This window comes from Bhargavaea cecembensis (assembly GCF_001619585.1).
GTDB lineage: Bacteria > Bacillota > Bacilli > Bacillales_A > Planococcaceae > Bhargavaea > Bhargavaea cecembensis_A.
In genome coordinates, this window is record NZ_LQNT01000010.1 from 93,865 (window position 1) to 111,981 (window position 18,117).

Sequence of the window (18,117 nt, forward strand, 5' to 3'; positions counted from 1 at the left end):
TCGATTGACTGATATTTGATAATTCCCTAATATATAAATATTAACTCAACAGAATTGCAAGCGTTTACAAATAAGCCGTCCTAATTACCAATGGTCATAGGAGGGAAAGCTGCTTGGAAATTACAGATCCAAGGTTAGAGAGGGATATCAGCATTGAACAAAATGGATTGATTTATTCTGATGGCAACAGGGCCGTGATCGTACCGACCTCGACATTTGGGGTTTTAAGAAAGGACTTGTATTTAAATATCGGAAAGGACAGAGTGAAGGGTTTTTTGATCCGCTATGGGTCTGATCTGGGACGAAAAGATGCCAAGGTGATCTTAGCAAAGTACAAGGGCTCCCCCATTGAGGAGATCATCCGGAAAGGTCCTGTTTTTCATCGTTTGCAGGGACATGTCATACCGATTATCACCCATTTGAAGGTCAAGCAGCGCGGTGATAAGTATTCGATCTATTTAGAAGGGAATTGGGAGTTTTCTTATGAAGCGGAAGAGCACATCAGCCAATTCGGAACTGCTGATGAGCCCGTCTGCCATACGTTAGTCGGATATGTCAGCGGTTTTCTGACCGAAATCAGCAATCAGACCGTGCTGATGAAAGAAGTTTCCTGTACAGGTGCAGGAGACGGGACATGCAGGTTCGTCGGAAGAACGAGTGACTACTGGACGGAAGACATGCATGAAGAACTGAAATACTTCACTGAAGAACCCATCGTCAAGGAATTGGAGTTAACGTTTGAGAAACTGCTTGAGGAACGGAACCGTTTAAAAGAAGTTTCAACGATCTATAACAAACTGACCGAAGAGATTCTGAGAGGAAAAGACCTGGATTCTATTACGGATTTCGTCTACAGGCTAACGAAAACCGCAATCCTAATTGAAAATGCGGATTTGCAGCCGGTTGCCTCAGGAGGAATTCCAGGTGGACAATTGACCGTCCTGAACCAGGAATTTAAGGAGTTTGTCCAATGTAAGGAAGAGATGAAGAAGTCAATCAGCCGAACGAAAGTAATCGAACTGGATGATCATATGAGGGTGACAACTCCTGTTGTGTTGCAGGGGAAAACCATCGGATACTGCTCCTTTATCTGCAAGGAATGCAAGGGGGAGGATTCAGTCTTCCTGCAAATGATTATAGAACGGATCTCTTCTATTTGCGCACTGTATCTATTAAACAAGAAAACGGAAGCAGAAGCCGAAGATAGGATGAAGGGAAGATTTCTGGAGCAGATTTTAAACAATGAATTTACGAAGGAAGAAATTTTGAGGCGCAGCAGCTTTATCGGCGTGGATTTATTCCAGCCGTACTACATGGTTGTTGTCACCTTTGAGTTATTCAATCAGAACTATAAAACAGAGTTGGCTTTCCATGAGGAAGTCATGAATCGGACCTCCAATTACTTCAAAAACCGCGGAGTCCATATTTTGATCGGGCAGCAGGCTGATGATTTGGTGCTGCTTTTCCTAAAGAGCGAAATCGAGCCCAATGGCATCAATGCCACTTGTCAGAGTTATCTTGAATACCTGGTAAACAGTTTTTCCCAGGTGACCGTGCGTGCTGGGATCAGCCTGCAATCCGAAGAAATCAGCAGGGCTTCGGTCAGTTATAAAGAGGCGCTCACTGCGGTAAGAATGACATCCGAATATAGTCCGATACAGGCGTTTGAGTCATTGGGAATTTTGGGTCCGCTGATTAATATCAGCAATCAGGAAGAGGTTGAAAAGGCAGCCCTCTTCACGCTTCGGCCGCTTAGTCAGGATCTCAATGACCATAAAAGGATGGAACTGATCAGGACGTTGTACGTGTACCTTCAGAATGGGGGGAACCTGGAGCAGACTTCGTCTGATCTGGCATTATCCTTAAGCGGTCTCAGGTACAGGATCGGCAAAATAGAAAGGGAGATGAATCAGGATCTCCGTAACCCGGAAGTGTCATACAAATTAATGCTGTCCATTCAGGCACTGATTTCCACAGGCAAGATTACGATCTGAATAAGTTTCACTGAAAAACCCATTCGCCTCTCAGGCGGATGTTTTTTTTGTGTGGACGTTTTTTGTGCGACTGACACCAAGTGTCTAAAGATTCCACCAGTTTAGACATCTGCAGTCATTGTTGGAGAAAGCGTTTTCAAATAGACTGATGGTGAAGTCGAAGGAATAGTCCGAAAATAATAGCATTGGAGGATGAGAAATGTTTACAGGTAACGAATACTTAGAAAGCCTCAGGGATGGAAGAGTCGTCTATTTGAATGGTGAAAAAGTTGATGATGTGACCACCCATCCGGCTTTCCGCAATGCAGCCCGCTCCTATGCCAGAATGTATGACGCCCTCCACGACAAGGAACTAAGCAAGAAACTCGTCACGACCAACGAATTTGGAGACAAAACACATAAATTCTTTGTAACACCAACCAGCTCAAAGGATCTGATCGAGCAGCGTGATGCCATTGCAGAATGGTCAAAGCTGAATTATGGATTCATGGGACGGACACCTGACTATAAAGCTTCATTCATCGGGCATCTGAACGGCTATGCCGAATTTTACAAAGGGTTCGAAGACAACGCCCGTGCATGGTACCAGAAAGTCTCGAAAGACGTATCATTCGTCAACCATACTGTCATTAACCCGCAAGTCGACCGCTCAAAACCGCTGCATGAAAACAAAGATGTCTTTGTCCGTGTAGTCAAAGAAAAAGATGACGGAATTGTAGTAAGCGGCGCGAAGATGGTGGGTACGGCTGCTCCTCTTACCAATTATAACTTCGTCGCCAACTACGGTCCGAACGACCTCGGCGGCGGTGACCAGAGCCACGCACTTGTTTTCTTTGTACCGATGAACGCGCCTGGCGTGAAGATGATCAGCCGTCAGTCGTTCGAGCTGAATGCATCAACCAACGGAAAACCGTTTGATTATCCGCTTTCCAGCCGGTTTGATGAAAATGATGCGGTGATCGTTTTGGATAACGTCTTCATCCCGTGGGAAGACGTTCTGGCTTATAAAAACATCGAAGTATCGAATGGTTTCTTCACGGAAACCAAGTTCGTTAACCGATTCTCGTTCCATGGCGCGACCCGCCTGGCTGTCAAACTGGACTTCATGGCCGGTCTGCTTCTGAAGGCGACAGAAGCAGCGGGCACCCATCAATTCAGGGGAGTCCAGGTGAATGTCGGAGAAGTCATCGCCCTCAGAAACATGATTTGGGGACTGACGACCGCCATGGCAAGCGAACCGGACCAGGGCATCAACGGCCTGAAAGTGCCAAGCGGATTCTATGCCAATGCCTACCGCGTCCTTGCACCGAACACATGGGTACGGGTGAAAAACATCTTCGAGCAAGTGGTCGCAGGCGGCCTGATCCAACTCCCGTCCAGTGCAAATGATCTCCTGAATCCTGAGATCCGTCCGTATATCGACAAGTACTACCGCGGCACCGGAATCGAATCTGAAGACAAAATCAAGCTGCTGAAGATGGTCTGGGACGCCGTCGGTTCCGAATTCGGCGGACGTCATGAACTCTATGAAATCAACTATGCGGGCAACACCGAAAATATCCGCTTGGAAGCACTGAAGCATGCAGAAGCCGTAGGGGCTGCAGACTCGTACAAGACCTTTGCCGAAACGGCGATGAGCGACTATGACCTGCATGGCTGGACAAATGAGACATGGATCAACCCGTCCGAAGTGGAAGCACTGGTCAAACAATAAGTCGGACTGATCGCAAGGGTCAAAATCTCAAAAGGAGGGTTTCCAATGGATGATCGTCAATTCAGAAATGCCATGGGGAATTTTGCCACCGGTGTCAATGTCATCACGACAGAAGTTGATGGGGAAGTGCACGGGATGACTGCTAATGCATTTATGTCCGTCTCGCTGAACCCGAAGCTCGTCGTCATTTCAATCGGTGAAAACGCGAGCATGCTGGAGAAAATCCGGAAAAGCAAAAAATATGCGGTGAACACCCTGTCCAACGACCAGAAGGATCTCTCGATGATATTTGCCGGCCAGATCAAGGAGAAGCGGCACGTAGAATTTGAGTGGCTGGCCGATCTGCCGGTCATCAAAGGCTGCTCGGCACAAATCGTATGTGAAGTGGTCAATGAGCATATCGAAGGGGACCATACGCTGTTTATCGGGAAAGTGGTTGACCTGAAACTCGAAGAATGCCCGGACCCTCTGCTCTTCCATAAAGGCCAATATAAGTCTCTTGAAAAAGCGAACGCAGTCGTTTAACAGCTCATGCTGTCCATTAAAAAACTGGGGGGATCTGTAATGACTCAATTTAAAGAACCGATATTCGATGTCGCACAACTGGCGCATGTGGAACTGCTGTCACCAAAGCCGGAGGAGAGCGTAGAGTTTTTCACCCGATTTCTGGGGATGAACGTCACCGCACGTGAAGGTCAGTCGGTCTATCTGAAAGCTTATGAGGATTCGTATCAAAACACACTGAAAATCACCGAGTCCAAGGATGCCGGCCTGGGCCACGTCGGCTGGCGCACACATACGCCAAAAGCCCTCGAGCGCCGTGTGGCAGCCGTTGAGGCAACAGGCCTCGGCAAGGGGTGGATCGACGGTGATGTCGGACACGGCCCGGCGTATCAGTTCACCACACCGGATGGTCACAACATGGAGCTGCTATACGAAGTCGACTACTACATTCAACAGGACGGAGAAAAGAGCCGCCTCCTGAACCGTAACGTAAAGCGCCCCGATCGCGGTGTTCCCGTGCGCCGTCTGGACCATATCAACCTGATGACTTCCGATACGGCGAAAAACACGGACTTCATGATCGATGCCCTCGGCTTCAGGCTGAGAGAACAGATCCAGGACCAGGGGAAACCCCTCGGCAGCTGGATGAGCGTTTCCAACCTGGTCCATGAAATCGCCTTTATGCAGGAGCCGCAACAGGTGCCGGGCAAACTCCATCACCTGTGCTACTGGTACGGGATTCCTCAAAACCTGTTCGATATCAGCGACCTGCTGAAAGACAATGACTACCACATCGAAGTTCCGCCAAACAAGCACGGCATCAGCCAGGCGTTCTGCATGTACGTGCATGAGCCGGGCGGCAACCGGATCGAACTGTTCGGCGATGCGGGTTACCTGATTACAGACCCGACCTTTGAGCCGGTCATCTGGGAAATGAAAGACACGCCTGGATACGGAGATACATGGATCGGTACGGCATTCCCTGAATCCTGGTGGACCCAGGGCACGCCGGTCTCCCTCCCGGAAGTCATCACATCTAAATAATGAATGGAACGATTTCTTTAAAAGAGTGTGAGCTTTTTTAAAGGAATCTTCCATTTACATATCTGCCGGACACGTTGTGCGTTCCGGCGATGACTGAATAATGGAGAGGAAGGTGGAAGGCCAATGTCAAAAGTTAAAGCGGCAATTCTGGGGTCTGGGAACATCGGGACAGATCTGATGTATAAGATTTTGAAGAATGACGGTGCCATGGAATTGGCGCTGGTGGCCGGTATTGATCCGGAATCCGAGGGACTGGCACGTGCCAGGGAAGCCGGCATTGAAGCAAGTCACGAGGGCATTGACGCCATATTGGCTGATCCGGAGATCCGGATTGTGTTTGACGCAACCAGCGCGAAAGCACATATCCAGAATGCCGAAAAGCTTGAAGCCGCAGGGAAAATGGCCATTGACCTGACGCCTGCTTCCGTGGGCCCTTATCTTGTGCCTCCAGTGAATCTTGATGATCATCTCGAAGCGAAAAATGTAAACATGGTATCCTGCGCGGGGCAGGCAACGGCACCGCTGGTCTACGCGGTATCCAGAGTGGTTCCCGTCCATTATGCCGAAATGATTGCGACAGTGGCCAGCCGGGCGATTGGCCCGGGAACCCGTCAGAATGTCGATGAATTCACGCGTACGACGGCAAATGCCCTCATGAAAGTGGGCGGGGCCAAAACGGCCAGGGCCATTCCTGTTTTCAACCCTGCCGAGCCTCCGATCACCATGACCAATACGGTTTATACCGTCATTCAGGAAAAGGACTTTGACTTCGATGAAATCAAAAAGTCGATCCGTGAAATGGTCGAGGACGTTTCCGAATATGTACCCGGCTATCGCCTGAAGGGCGAGCCGATGCTCGATGAGCGGGATACCCCGTGGGGACGGTTGCCTGTCGTCGTCATCATGAATGAAGTGGAAGGCGAAGGGGACTTCTTCCCGAAATACGCCGGGAACCTGGATATCATGACCGCCTCTGCAAGGAAGGTCGGAGAACTGTATGCCAGCCATTTTCTTCAGAAGGAGGAGGTCAGGCAATGAAAGCCCCAAGAATTACGGATACGACACTAAGAGATGGCGCACATGCCATCAGCTATAGCTTCACGGAAGAGCAGGTAAGGGAGATCGTCGGCGGGCTGGACCGGGCGGGTGTCCCCGTGATCGAAGTCAGCCATGGTGCCGGGCTGAACGGCTCGACCATTCAGCAAGGCTTTTCGAAGACGCCCGAATTCGATCTGATCCGGGCAGCGGTTGAAACCGCCGAACATTCGAAGATCGCCTCCCTGTTTGTGCCAGGAATCGGAACCAGTGAGGAATTGAGAAAGGCAGTCGAGATCGGCATCCGGGTCATCCGGGTGGCCGTTCATTGCACGGAAGCGGATGTGACGGAACAGTATATCCGCCTGGCCAAAGAGCTGGGCATCGAAGCAGTCGGATTCCTCATGATGTCGCACACCCAGCCGGCTGAGGTGCTTGCAGAGCAGGCGAAGCTGATGGAGTCCTACGGCGCGGACTGTGTGTATGTCGTGGATTCCGCAGGGGCGCTCGTTCCGGAGGGGGTCAGGGAGCGGGTTTCCGCACTGAAAGAAGCCCTCTCGATCGAGGTTGGCTTCCATGCCCACAATAATCTGGGGCTGGCCATCGGAAATTCGATTGCTGCACTGGAAGCGGGTGCGGACCAGATCGATGGAACTGTCCGGGCACTCGGTGCGGGTGCAGGCAATGCACCGACAGAAGTGCTTGTGGCGGCGTTGAACAAGATGGACCTGAATACCGGCATTGATCTTTCAAAAATGATGGATCTTTCCGAAGAGGTGATTGTGCCCATCATGCCGGGGCCGATTGTCATTGACCGTGACAATCTGTCCAGCGGCTATGCCGGTGTCTACAATAGCTTCCTCCTGCATGTCAGGCATGCAGCCGAAAAATATCAGATCAATCCGACCGAAATCATGGAGGAACTCGGGAAGCGGCAGGCCATTGCGGGCCAGGAGGACTGGATCCTTGATGTCGCCCTTGAACTTGCAGAAAAGAAAAAAGCGTTGGTCTGAACGAAATCGGAGGGATATGAATGGTCGTCCAAGAAGCCGCAGCGAGACTATATGAAGCGGAGCGGTCAAAAGAAAGCATTCAGCCTTTAACAGAAACCTATCCGGGCATTTCCGTGGATGATGCCTATCATACTCAGTTGGAACTCATCCGCCGCAAGGTAGAAGACGGCGCCATCATTGTCGGAAAGAAGATTGGCGCAACGAGCAAGGCGATTCAGAACATGTTCGGCGTAGAGCAGCCCGATTACGGCCATCTTCTGAACGACATGATGCATGTGGAAGGCGAAGTCATTTCCCTGGAGAACTTCATTCAGCCCAAAGTGGAATTTGAAATTGCCTTCAAGCTGAAAAAGGATCTGAAAGGCCCAAATGTAACGGTCATGGATGTCATCGAAGCCACCGATTATATTGCTCCGGCGATTGAAATCATCGACAGCAGGATCGGCGACTGGAAAATTGCATTTGAAGACACCGTGGCAGACAACGGCTCTTCGGCAGCTGCCGTGATCGGCGGTAAGCCGACCAGCCTGGACGGGATCGACCTGGCCCATATCGGAATGGTGGCCTACAAAAACGGAGAAATGATCGATTCAGGTGCCGGGGCTGCAGTACTGGGAAGTCCGCTGCGCTCAGTTGCCTGGCTGGCCAATTCATTGGGGAAGTATGACGTTTCCCTTAAAGCCGGGGAAATCATCCTGTCCGGTGCACTGACCGGTGCGTTGGAGGCTGCGGACCAGGATACATTCACGGCCGAATTTGACCATATCGGTTCAATCAGTGTCACATTCAAACGGTAAAAGGAAAGGTGAAGGCATGATTAAAACGGATGCAGTAGACGACATCGCACAAGAGTTGTTCAAGGCTGAAAAAAATAAAACGGCAGTGGATAAATTCGTGGACCGCTATCCGGAACTCGACGAGGCGATGGCCTATCAGGTCCAGGACCGGCTCGTTGCCATGAAAGTGGAAGCGGAAAACACGAAGCAGGTCGGCTGGAAGCTTGGCCTCACGAGCAAGGCGAAGCAGGAGATGATGGGTGTCCACGAGCCCACTTACGGTGCATTGCTGGGAAGCATGCAGGTAAATGAGGGGGAGCCGGTTTCGATTGCCCCATTCATTCACGCAAAGGCTGAACCCGAGATTGCCTTTGTACTGAACAAAGAGCTTAAAGGCCCTCATATTACGGTGGCCGACGTTCTGAATGCGACGGAATATGTTGCGCCTGCCATCGAAATCATCGACAGCCGGTTCTTTGGCTACAAGTTCACCCTTGCGGACGCGGTCAGCGATAATTCTTCTTCTGCCCAGTTCATCATCGGAGAACGCTTCTATAAGCCGGATGACCTGGACCTGAAACTGATGGGCTTTGTCTACAGGAAAAACGGAGAAGTCGAAGCGACCGGTGCCGGAGCGGCCGTGATGGGGCACCCGGCAAGAGCGGTTGCCTGGCTGGCCAATAAACTCAATGAAGCCGGCAAGACGCTGAAGGCGGGCGAAGTGGTTCTGAGCGGCTCCCTGTCCGCTGCTTTGGAGGTCAAGCCGGGGGACCAGTTCACTGCAAGCTTTGACGGAATCGGTTCGGTACAGGCAGTATTCACAGAATAATTCAGGTTGGGTGGGACAGAGATATGCCATTCATACAAGTCAACATTTTAGAAGGAAGATCTCCGGAGAAAAAAGAGCAATTCATTCGTGAAGTGACTCATCTGGCTTCAGACGTTCTGGACGCACCGGAAGAAACCGTCCGGGTCATGATCAACGAAATGAAACCCGAACATTGGGGCATTGCCGGTGAGTCTGTGAAGAAACGGAGGGAACAAGTAAAATGACGACTGTGAAAACCGAAGTCAAAGAAATCGGTCTGTACATCAACGGGGAATACGTGCCTGCAAGCGACGGTGAAACGTTTGAGGTGACGAACCCGGCCAACCAGGAACTGATCGCGCGGGTCAGCGAAGCCACTGAAGAAGACGTGGACCGGGCCTGCCGCGCAGCCAGAGAGGCCTTCGAAAACGGCCCGTGGAGAAAGATGCCGATCGAAGAGCGCGCCGCAAAGCTCCGGAAAATGGCTGATATCATCCTGGAGCGAAAAGAAGAAATCGCCCGCAACGATGCAATGGATGTCGGAAAGCCGTTTGAGGCAACCCTGAACGGCGAAGTGGAGCGTGCAGCCAACAACATCCGATTCTTCGCGGACTTTGCCGAGAAGCAGGGTGCGGAAGCCTATCCGATGGGTGAGGCATACCTCAACTATACGAGATACGAGCCGGTCGGCGTTGCAGCATTGATCACTCCATGGAATGTTCCGTTCATGCTCACGACATGGAAACTCGGCCCGTGCCTGGCCGCCGGAAACACGGCCGTGATCAAGCCGGCCGAAAACACGCCGCTGTCTGTGTCCTTCCTTGGCGAAATCGCCAAAGAGGCAGGGATTCCGGACGGTGTCGTCAACGTGGTCCAGGGCAAAGGCAGCGTCGTCGGCAATGCACTGACGACTCATCCGGATGTCGATCTGGTTTCCTTCACCGGTTCGACGGCCACTGCCAAGCACATCATGGAGAGCGGTGCAAGCACGCTGAAAAAAGTCTCCTTTGAACTGGGCGGCAAAGCGGCAAACATCATCTTCGAAGATGCCGACCTTGAAAAAGCGATTCCGGGTTCGATCCGTGCCGCATTCTTCAACTCCGGCCAGGTCTGCCTTGCCGGATCCAGAATCCTGGTCCAGCGAGGCATCCTCGATGAATTCCTGGAGAAGTTCAAGCAGGCCGCACAGGCCCTCAAAGTAGGCGATCCTCAGGAAAAAGGCACGGACATGGGTCCGCTGGTCAGCGAAGATCACTACAAAAAAGTCACGAGCTATTTTGAAGTCGCAAAAGAAGAAGGTGCCAAGCTGATCAGCGGAGGAAAGCGTCCGGAGCTTCCTGAGCAACTCAGCGAAGGCTTCTATCTCGAGCCGACGATTTATGTGCACGAAGATCCGAAAGCGCGGATCTGCCAGGAAGAGATTTTCGGACCGGTCGTTACGATCATTCCGTTCGACACGGAGGAAGAGGCACTTGAGATTGCCAATGACACCCAGTACGGTCTGAACGGCGTCGTCTGGACAGAAAACCTGCAGCGGGCACACCGCATCTCGCACGGCGTGCGTGCAGGCACAATCTGGGTCAACTGCTGGTTCGTCCGTGACCTACGCGTCCCGTTCGGCGGGTTCAAGAAGAGCGGGATCGGCCGTGAAGGCGGAGAGCACAGCATGGCCTTCTTCACGGAAGCGAAGAATATTTGTATTGCGTTGAACTAAAGGAAGAGAAGGCTCAGCGTTCAGTTGAACTCATAAAACCTCCAGACCCACAGTGGTTTTGGAGGTTTTTTATGTAGGTTTTCATTCATTTTGAAGTGATCCTTATAAAATACCCGTTTGGGTCAGCTAGTTTAAACCCTCTCATATTCCACGGATATTCCTCTACATCAACCTCAATCGGGTAAAGACTATCCATGCACTTTTGATACACTTTCTCCAATTCATCAACGACGATGATTAACTCAAAACCATTTCCTTTGATATTGCTTCTTACCTTGTTTTTGAAGTAATGCTGATCATCCAAGACAGATTCAGAAGTAATCAGCAATGAGAAACAATCGTAATTAAAACGTCCGCATTTCTCATTCCGGCCGTACAGTTCTAAGCCGATCACCTCTTGATAAAATTTCAGCGATTCTTCAATATCCTTTACATATAACTCGACTCTAAAAAGAACGCTCAAACCTTTTCTTCTCCTTTCAAATAAGCAATACTAATGTTCCTTCCCGAGCTGGATTTTTCGGTACATGCCATTGATCATGACGGGACGGTCTTCAATGACGTGCATCTCCGCGCTGTGCCGGCGGTACAGGTTTTCAAACGATAGGCCGATGTCTGTCCCAAGTGCTTTGATAACGGGCCGGATCAGCCTTTTTCCAAGTGGGGGTTTGCTTTCTCCAGTGGCGAATTTATCGAAAATCAAAAGAGTCCCGCCGGGTCTTAGTACACGCACCATTTCCCCAAAGCATCGGTCGGGATCGGGCACCACAGATAGGATCAGGCTCGCGACAACAAAGTCGAATTCGTCATCCCCGAACTCCAAGTGTTGCGCATCCATTTCAATAAAGCGGATGTCCGTATCACCAAACTTTTGCCTAGCCTGATCGAGCATATCCGGCGAGTAGTCAATGGCTGTGATCTCAGCGGGCCTGCGGTCAATCAGCTCCAGATCCGCTCCAGTACCAATTCCGACGAAAAGAATATTCTGTCCTTCGGAAAACACAATATTCGAAAATACCTGCTGCCTGGCTTTCAGGAAGCTGCCCGAATTAAAGAAGCGGTCATAGATTGGCGACCAGATTTTGTAGATGATCCTGTTCCAACGGTTATTCATATAGTCAGCTCCCTGACGGCCCATTCCGAAGAAATTCGAGTAATATTCCACCCGATTGATCAGGGCGTGATTTTCTCGATGTCCGCAATAACCGAGTTCACGATATGCAGAGAGTCCCATTCACCGCCTGAAACGCTGATGATCGGATAGTCTTTCGGGTACAGCGCCTTTCGGATGTCTTCTGCCGGAAGTCCCTTTTTATGAAGTGCTTCCACTTCACCATAGATGTACTCGAGATGATCCAGCTTTTGCTGCAGCATGTTCTTGCCGTCCGGGATATAGCCGGCATGGCAGCAGAACATCGGGCCGAAATCGAGTTCGAGCAGCCTTCGTGTGGAGGCCATCCGCTCCGGGATCGACTCGTCCCCCATGATGACCTTTGTCTTGGGCGAAACGAACAGGTCGCCAGAAAACAGAATTCCCGTCTGCGGATCAAACAGGCTGATGTGGTCCTCCGCATGACCCGGCGTTTCGATGACCGTCCACTCTCGTGTCCGGGAACGGATGGTTTCTGAAATCGGCAGAGCGATGAACGGTCTGCGCTTTCCCCAAATTGCCTGGCGGTACGCCGGATACGGGGTGTCTTTGGCGCAGATCGCAATCCCATTATGATGGACGAAGACCGGCACTTCGCGGCGCTTCAGGATGGACGGCACATTGCCGGAATGATCTTCGTGGCTGTGCGTCAGGACAACCTGATCGAATGACGCCTGTTCGAGATCGGGCATGATATCAGCTTCCAGGGATTGTGGGCCGGTATCGACCAGCATGCCGTCGGTGAGGAAGGAAAAGACTTTCCCCATGACCGGATGAGTCAGTTCAAGGCAGGTCACGCCATCGTGTTCGTACGAACGGAGCAAAGAATCACTTCCCTTTTCAGTGAATGGACATTCATTAAGAAATTCGGGAAAGTTTGTGGGATTCCTGCTTTAATAGAGGGAGCTGGTTGTGAAGGGGGACATGCAGGATGAAGATTGCAGGGAAGACAGTTGATGAATGGACCGGTGCCCATCCGGTCATCCGTGAGATCATAAAAGCAGAGGAAGTATTCTGGGAAAACCCGATATACGGATCTGTTCATGAGGCAGATACCGGCCTGTCGATCAGCGATATGAGGGATGCAGAAGCACGCCTCCGCCGGTTTGCACCGTATATTGCGAAAGTCTTCCCGGAAACGGAGGCTTCTGGCGGGATCATCGAATCACCTCTAAAAGAAATTCCTGAAATGAAGAAGTGGCTGGAACAGGATTCCGGCGTTGAAATTCCGGGTCAGCTGATGCTCAAGTGTGACAGCCATCTGCCGATTTCCGGTTCCGTGAAGGCGCGCGGCGGTATCTATGAGGTGCTGAAGCATGCGGAAGACCTGGCTATTGAGCATGGGCTCCTGAACGAATCGGATGATTATTCGGTGCTTGCCGAACCGCGCTTTCGCGAGTTCTTCTCCAAGTATTCGATTACGGTCGGCTCGACCGGGAACCTGGGCCTCAGCATCGGCATCATGAGTGCCAAGATGGGCTTCCGTGTGACGGTTCATATGTCGAGCGACGCGAAGGAATGGAAAAAGACCATGCTCCGGGAAAAAGGCGTGAATGTGGTCGAGCATCCGGATGATTACAGCAAGGCGGTCGAAGAAGGACGCCGCCAGTCTGATGAGGATCCGAACGACCACTTTGTCGATGATGAGAACTCGAAGACCCTGTTCTTTGGCTACTCGGTTGCGGCGTTGCGTCTCAAAGGGCAGCTTGAGGATCAGGGAATCGAAATCGGCGAGAAGCGGCCGCTGTTTGTTTATCTGCCGTGCGGTGTCGGCGGCGGTCCCGGGGGTATTGCATTCGGGCTCAAGCAGGTGTTCGGCGATCATGTCCACTGCTTTTTCGCGGAGCCGACCCATGCCCCGTGCATGCTGCTCGGTCTCGTCACCGGAAAGCATGACGAAGTGTCGGTACAGGAATTTGGCCTCGACAACAAGACGGATGCGGATGGCCTCGCGGTCGGACGCCCGTCCGGATTTGTCGGGAAAGTGATGGAGCGGCTGCTCGCCGGTTCGTTCACCGTCGAAGACGGTAAACTCTACCGTCTCCTTGCGAAAATGATCGAACTGGAAGACATCCGGCTGGAGCCGTCCGCATTGGCGGGCCTGCCGGGTGCGGTGCATGTCGCCAAGGCCGGATTCAATGCTTCGGTGCATCCGGGGATGAAGGACAGGATGGACCAGGCTGTCCATATCGCCTGGGCGACCGGCGGGGGAATGGTGCCGGAAGATGTGATGGAGTCTTATATTGAGCGTGGAAGAGAATAAGAGGTTGAACGCCGGCTGCGTGCCGGCGTTTTTATGTTCGTCTTGGGGGAAGCGCGCATAGGCTTGCCGCAAGCGCGCATAGAAACCTATGCGCGGTCGCGCGTTTTATTTTGACATCTTTGTAGGCTGTTATGAATACAATTCTTGTTAGAGGTGATGTAAAGTGGCGAGAGTACAATATAGGGAGAAGGACATTGATTTAATTGCACGAATGATGCGGGCAGAGGCTGAGGGTGAAGGGAAACTTGGGATGCTTATGGTTGGGAATGTCATTGTAAATCGAGCAGTAGCTGATTGTTTAGATTTTAGGGATGTAAGAACCATAGAGGATGTAATTTTTCAGGTTCAAGGTGGAAATTATTCCTTTGAAGCAGTACAAAAAGGTAATTTATTTTACAGTCCGGCAAGAGAAGTAGAGAGAAGATTGGCACGACAAGTAGTAAAGTATTGGGGACAACATCCTTCTAAGTATGCTCTTTGGTATTTTAATCCGTATGCTCCGTGTCCACCTTCATGGTATGATCAACCATTTTCAGGACAATATAAACAACATTGTTATTATGAGCCACAGGCTAATACATGCGATAGTGTTTATAATTACTAAAAAAAGCTTGGTGAGGCCATATTCGTGATTTTGAAGTTCACCAAATCACTCCTCTAGTGGGGGCATCGAACCCCCGCATCCCGACATCAGGCGCGCTATGTCGCCTGATGTACGCTTTGCCTTCAGACGAAAGGTCTCTCTCCCGTCTCACTTCACAAGAATACCTCCACTGAAACACTCCTTTCGACGGCACCTCAAAACAGCCGCCGGATGGAGTCTTTTTTGTTATAATGGGGGGACGCAAACTATAGACAGGTGGTACTGCATCATGGAGTTTCTAGAATGGCGGCATGTGTTTAAACTGGACCCGACCAAGGAGATTAGTGATGAAGCGCTGGAGCGGGTGTGCGAGTCGGGGACGGATGGCCTGATCGTCGGCGGAACGGACAATGTGACGCTTGATAATGTGCTTGCGCTTCTCATGCGCATCCGCAGGTATTCGGTGCCGGTCGTCCTCGAGGTATCGGACGTTGAAGCGATCACACCGGGCTTCGACGGCTTCCTCATTCCGACCGTGCTGAACACTGACAACGCCTCTTGGATCAAGGGCCATCAGTTCGCGGCGATCCGCGAGTACGGCGATCTGATGGACTTCAGCGAGATCCTGGCGGAGGGCTATGTCATCCTTAACCCTGACTGCAAGGCGGCAAGGCTGACCGGGGCAAAGGCGCCCCTCGAGACGGAGGACGTCATCGCCTATGCCCGGCTCGCGGAGCATTTCTTCCGCCTGCCCGTCCTATACCTGGAGTACAGCGGCACCTACGGCGATCCGGAAACGGTCAGCCGCACGGCCCAGGTGCTGAAAGGCACCCGCCTCGTTTACGGCGGCGGCATCCGCGGAGCGGAACAGGCTTCCGAAATGGCGAGATATGCCGATACGGTTGTCGTCGGCAACATCGTCTATGAAGACCTGAAAGCGGCTCTGAAAACCGTCCGCTCGGTGAAAGAAACAAAAAAGACTATTTGATATAAAAATAGAGCAGACTGGAGCCAAACTCCCGTCTGCTCGCACGCTTCATCAGAAAGGAGCCACTCATGGAAACCATCTCAAACAACCTCCTCAATGGCATGAACCCCGAACAGGCGAAAGCGGTCCGCACCACAGAAGGGCCGCTTCTCATCATGGCGGGAGCTGGATCCGGCAAGACGCGGGTACTGACTCACCGGATCGCCTACCTGATCGTGGAAAAGCAGGTGTATCCTTCGAAGATCCTCGCGATCACGTTCACGAACAAGGCGGCACGCGAAATGCGCGAGCGGATCGACGGCTTGCTCGGGCCCGGGACGGGCGAGCGCATGTGGGTCTCGACATTCCACTCGATGTGCGTCCGGATCCTGCGCCGGGAGATTGACCGGATCGGCTATTCGAAGAACTTCTCGATCCTCGACGGCTCCGACCAGCTGACCGTCATCAAGAACATCCTGAAAGAACAGAACCTCGACCCGAAACAATACGAGCCGCGCTCGCTGCTCGGCACGATTTCGAACGCGAAAAACGAACTGATCGACGCGAAGACGTTCCAGGAGCAGGCCAATTCGTTCAACCCGTTCGAGAAAACGGCTGGCGAAGTGTATGCGGCCTACGAAAAGCGCCTCAGGAAAAACCAGTCGCTCGACTTCGATGACCTGATCATGGTCACGATCAAGCTGTTCGAGCAGATGCCGGAAGTGCTCGAGTTCTACCAGAACAAGTTCCAGTACATCCACGTGGACGAGTACCAGGATACGAACCACGCGCAATACAAACTGGTCCGCATGCTGGCCGACAAGTTCAAGAACCTGTGCGTCGTCGGCGACTCCGACCAGTCGATATACAGATGGCGGGGGGCCGACATCGGCAACATCCTGTCATTCGAGAAGGACTACCCGAGTGCCGAAGTGATTCTTCTCGAGCAGAACTACCGCTCGACCCAGCGGATTCTGAAAGCGGCCAACGACGTCATCAAGAACAACGCGAGCCGCTACGAAAAGAATCTGCGGACGGAAAACGCCGAAGGGGAGCACATTTACGTCTACAAGGCTTCCGACGAAAAGGACGAGTCCCAGTTTGTCGTCTCGAAGATCCTTGAGCTGCAGGAAAACGAGAACCGCAAGCTGACCGACTTTGCGGTCCTTTACCGGACAAACGCACAGTCCAGGATGATCGAGGAATACCTCGTGAAGTCGAACCTGGAATACACGATCGTCGGCGGCACGAAGTTCTACGACCGCAAGGAGATCAAGGACCTGCTTGCCTACCTCCGGCTGATTGCGAACAATGACGATGACCTGTCGCTCGCGAGGATCATCAATGAACCGAAGCGCAGCATCGGGGCGACGACCTTCGATAAGATCGCAACCTACGCGATCCAGAACGACCTGTCGATCTTTGATGCGCTCAAAGAAGTCGACTTTATCCCGGGCCTGCAGCCTAGGGCCATCAACCAGGCAGCCGAGTTCCGCGACCTGATCGCCGGATTCACTCAGATGCAGGAGTTCCTGTCTGTCACCGAACTCGTCGAGGAAGTGCTCGAGAAGTCGGGGTACCGCGCGATGCTTCATAACGAGAAGACCATAGAGTCGGAAAGCCGCCTCGAGAACATCAACGAATTCCTGTCCGTTACGGAATCGTTCGAGAAACGCGCGGATGAGGATGAGGGCGACAAGTCGCTCGTCGCCTTCCTGACCGACCTCGCGCTGATCGCGGACATCGACTCGTTAGATAAGGAAGAAAATGCTTCGAACGAGCAGATCGTCCTTATGACGATGCACTCGGCAAAGGGGCTCGAGTTCCCGGTCGTCTTCATCATCGGGATGGAGGAAAACGTCTTCCCGCACTCCCGCTCGATCGGAGACGAAGAGGAGATGGAAGAAGAGCGCCGGCTTGCTTACGTCGGCATTACCCGGGCGGAGGAGAAGCTGTACCTGACGTCCGCGCAGTATCGCACGCTGTATGGAAGGACAAGCTATAACAGCCCGTCCCGCTTCATTAATGAGATCTCCCAGGACATCCTCGAAACCGTCGGTGCCGGCGGATCTCAGCCGGACTACAGCCGCACGCCGATTTCCGGAGGCGGATTCGGCGGACGCCCTGCGCCACGCCAGGCCGTCCGGCGCCCGGCAGCCCGCAAAAACGGTGCTTCCGTCGGCTGGCAGCCAGGCGACAAGGCCAAGCACAAGAAGTGGGGCGAAGGCATGGTCGTCAGCGTCCGCGGCGAAGGGGAAGACAAGGAACTCGACATCGCCTTCCCGGAACCGGTCGGCATCAAGCGCCTCCTCGCCAAATTCGCGCCGATTGAGAAGGCGTAAGAGGGGCCGGAGTTGCAGTAAGGGGTCTAAGGGGTCTGGAGTTGCCACTAGGGACCTGAAACTGCCGTATGGCATCCGAGATTGCCACATGGCACCCGGATTTGCCACATGGCACCCGAGATTGCCGCAAGGCACCCGGAATTGCCACATGGCACCCGAGTTTGCCACATGGCCTCCGGAATTGCCACATGGCGCCCCGCCAGCTCCACA

17 protein-coding genes are annotated in these 18,117 nt (G+C 52.3%); 14 read left to right on the forward strand and 3 right to left on the reverse strand.

Going from position 1 to position 18,117, the window contains the following annotated elements; genetic code table 11:
• The first annotated feature begins 113 nt into the window (after positions 1 to 113).
• The 10 genes from AV656_RS09895 to AV656_RS09940 all read left to right on the forward strand — a co-directional run bounded on the left by AV656_RS09895 (position 114) and on the right by AV656_RS09940 (position 10,602).
• Positions 114 to 1,994 carry a XylR N-terminal domain-containing protein gene (locus tag AV656_RS09895; RefSeq protein ID WP_082818700.1) on the forward strand — a complete coding sequence of 627 codons (1,881 nt, stop codon included), beginning with the start codon at positions 114 to 116 and terminating at the stop codon, positions 1,992 to 1,994.
• Positions 1,995 to 2,193: 199 nt separating this feature from the next.
• The gene (locus tag AV656_RS09900) at positions 2,194 to 3,708 is read left to right on the forward strand and encodes a 4-hydroxyphenylacetate 3-hydroxylase family protein (protein ID WP_063181477.1); all 1,515 of its coding nucleotides are present in this window, start codon (positions 2,194 to 2,196) and stop codon (positions 3,706 to 3,708) included.
• Between the two features lie 45 nt (positions 3,709 to 3,753).
• A complete protein-coding gene (locus AV656_RS09905; protein WP_063181479.1) occupies positions 3,754 to 4,233 on the forward strand; it encodes a flavin reductase family protein in 480 nt (159 codons plus the stop codon).
• A 39-nt stretch (positions 4,234 to 4,272) separates the two neighbouring features.
• Entirely contained in the window at positions 4,273 to 5,256 is a 984-nt protein-coding gene (locus tag AV656_RS09910; protein ID WP_063181481.1) for a catechol 2,3-dioxygenase, read from the forward strand.
• Between the two features lie 123 nt (positions 5,257 to 5,379).
• A complete protein-coding gene (locus AV656_RS09915) occupies positions 5,380 to 6,294 on the forward strand; it encodes an acetaldehyde dehydrogenase (acetylating) (protein WP_063181483.1) in 915 nt (304 codons plus the stop codon).
• Positions 6,291 to 7,304, forward strand: coding sequence for a 4-hydroxy-2-oxovalerate aldolase (dmpG, locus tag AV656_RS09920; RefSeq protein ID WP_063181485.1), 1,014 nt, complete (start codon positions 6,291 to 6,293; stop codon positions 7,302 to 7,304). The genes AV656_RS09915 and dmpG overlap by 4 nt, the downstream gene beginning before the upstream one ends.
• Before the next feature lie 20 nt (positions 7,305 to 7,324).
• Complete coding sequence (locus AV656_RS09925; protein WP_063181487.1) at positions 7,325 to 8,101, forward strand: 2-keto-4-pentenoate hydratase; 777 nt, start codon at positions 7,325 to 7,327, stop codon at positions 8,099 to 8,101.
• 16 nt (positions 8,102 to 8,117) lie between these two features.
• Positions 8,118 to 8,909, forward strand: coding sequence for a 2-keto-4-pentenoate hydratase (locus AV656_RS09930; RefSeq protein WP_063181489.1), 792 nt, complete (start codon positions 8,118 to 8,120; stop codon positions 8,907 to 8,909).
• 23 nt (positions 8,910 to 8,932) lie between these two features.
• Positions 8,933 to 9,133 carry a 2-hydroxymuconate tautomerase gene (locus AV656_RS09935; protein WP_063181491.1) on the forward strand — a complete coding sequence of 67 codons (201 nt, stop codon included), beginning with the start codon at positions 8,933 to 8,935 and terminating at the stop codon, positions 9,131 to 9,133.
• Positions 9,130 to 10,602 carry an aldehyde dehydrogenase gene (locus AV656_RS09940; protein ID WP_063181493.1) on the forward strand — a complete coding sequence of 491 codons (1,473 nt, stop codon included), beginning with the start codon at positions 9,130 to 9,132 and terminating at the stop codon, positions 10,600 to 10,602. The genes AV656_RS09935 and AV656_RS09940 overlap by 4 nt, the downstream gene beginning before the upstream one ends.
• Positions 10,603 to 10,687: 85 nt before the next feature.
• Here AV656_RS09940 and AV656_RS09945 read toward each other — a convergent pair whose 3' ends face one another.
• The 3 genes from AV656_RS09945 to AV656_RS09955 are packed head-to-tail and all read right to left on the reverse strand — an operon-like array spanning position 10,688 to position 12,576.
• Positions 10,688 to 11,065 carry a VOC family protein gene (locus AV656_RS09945; protein ID WP_063181495.1) on the reverse strand — a complete coding sequence of 126 codons (378 nt, stop codon included), beginning with the start codon at positions 11,063 to 11,065 and terminating at the stop codon, positions 10,688 to 10,690.
• Positions 11,066 to 11,095: 30 nt separating this feature from the next.
• Entirely contained in the window at positions 11,096 to 11,716 is a 621-nt protein-coding gene (locus AV656_RS09950; protein WP_063181497.1) for a class I SAM-dependent methyltransferase, read from the reverse strand.
• A 59-nt stretch (positions 11,717 to 11,775) separates the two neighbouring features.
• The gene (locus AV656_RS09955; RefSeq protein ID WP_063181499.1) at positions 11,776 to 12,576 is read right to left on the reverse strand and encodes an MBL fold metallo-hydrolase; all 801 of its coding nucleotides are present in this window, start codon (positions 12,574 to 12,576) and stop codon (positions 11,776 to 11,778) included.
• A gap of 107 nt (positions 12,577 to 12,683) precedes the next feature.
• On the opposite strand from AV656_RS09955, the gene AV656_RS09960 reads away from it, so the two are divergent.
• From AV656_RS09960 to pcrA, 4 genes are all read left to right on the forward strand, one after another.
• Entirely contained in the window at positions 12,684 to 14,015 is a 1,332-nt protein-coding gene (locus AV656_RS09960; protein ID WP_063181501.1) for a D-serine ammonia-lyase, read from the forward strand.
• A gap of 163 nt (positions 14,016 to 14,178) precedes the next feature.
• Positions 14,179 to 14,619: a cell wall hydrolase gene (locus AV656_RS16135; protein ID WP_082818701.1), complete on the forward strand. Its 441-nt coding sequence runs from the start codon at positions 14,179 to 14,181 to the stop codon at positions 14,617 to 14,619.
• Between the two features lie 268 nt (positions 14,620 to 14,887).
• Positions 14,888 to 15,586, forward strand: a complete 699-nt coding sequence (locus AV656_RS09965; protein WP_063181503.1) for a heptaprenylglyceryl phosphate synthase — start codon at positions 14,888 to 14,890, stop codon at positions 15,584 to 15,586.
• A gap of 68 nt (positions 15,587 to 15,654) precedes the next feature.
• Positions 15,655 to 17,907 (forward strand): DNA helicase PcrA, encoded by a 2,253-nt coding sequence (pcrA, locus tag AV656_RS09970; RefSeq protein ID WP_063181506.1) that lies wholly within the window; start codon positions 15,655 to 15,657, stop codon positions 17,905 to 17,907.
• The last annotated feature ends 210 nt before the right edge of the window (positions 17,908 to 18,117 follow it).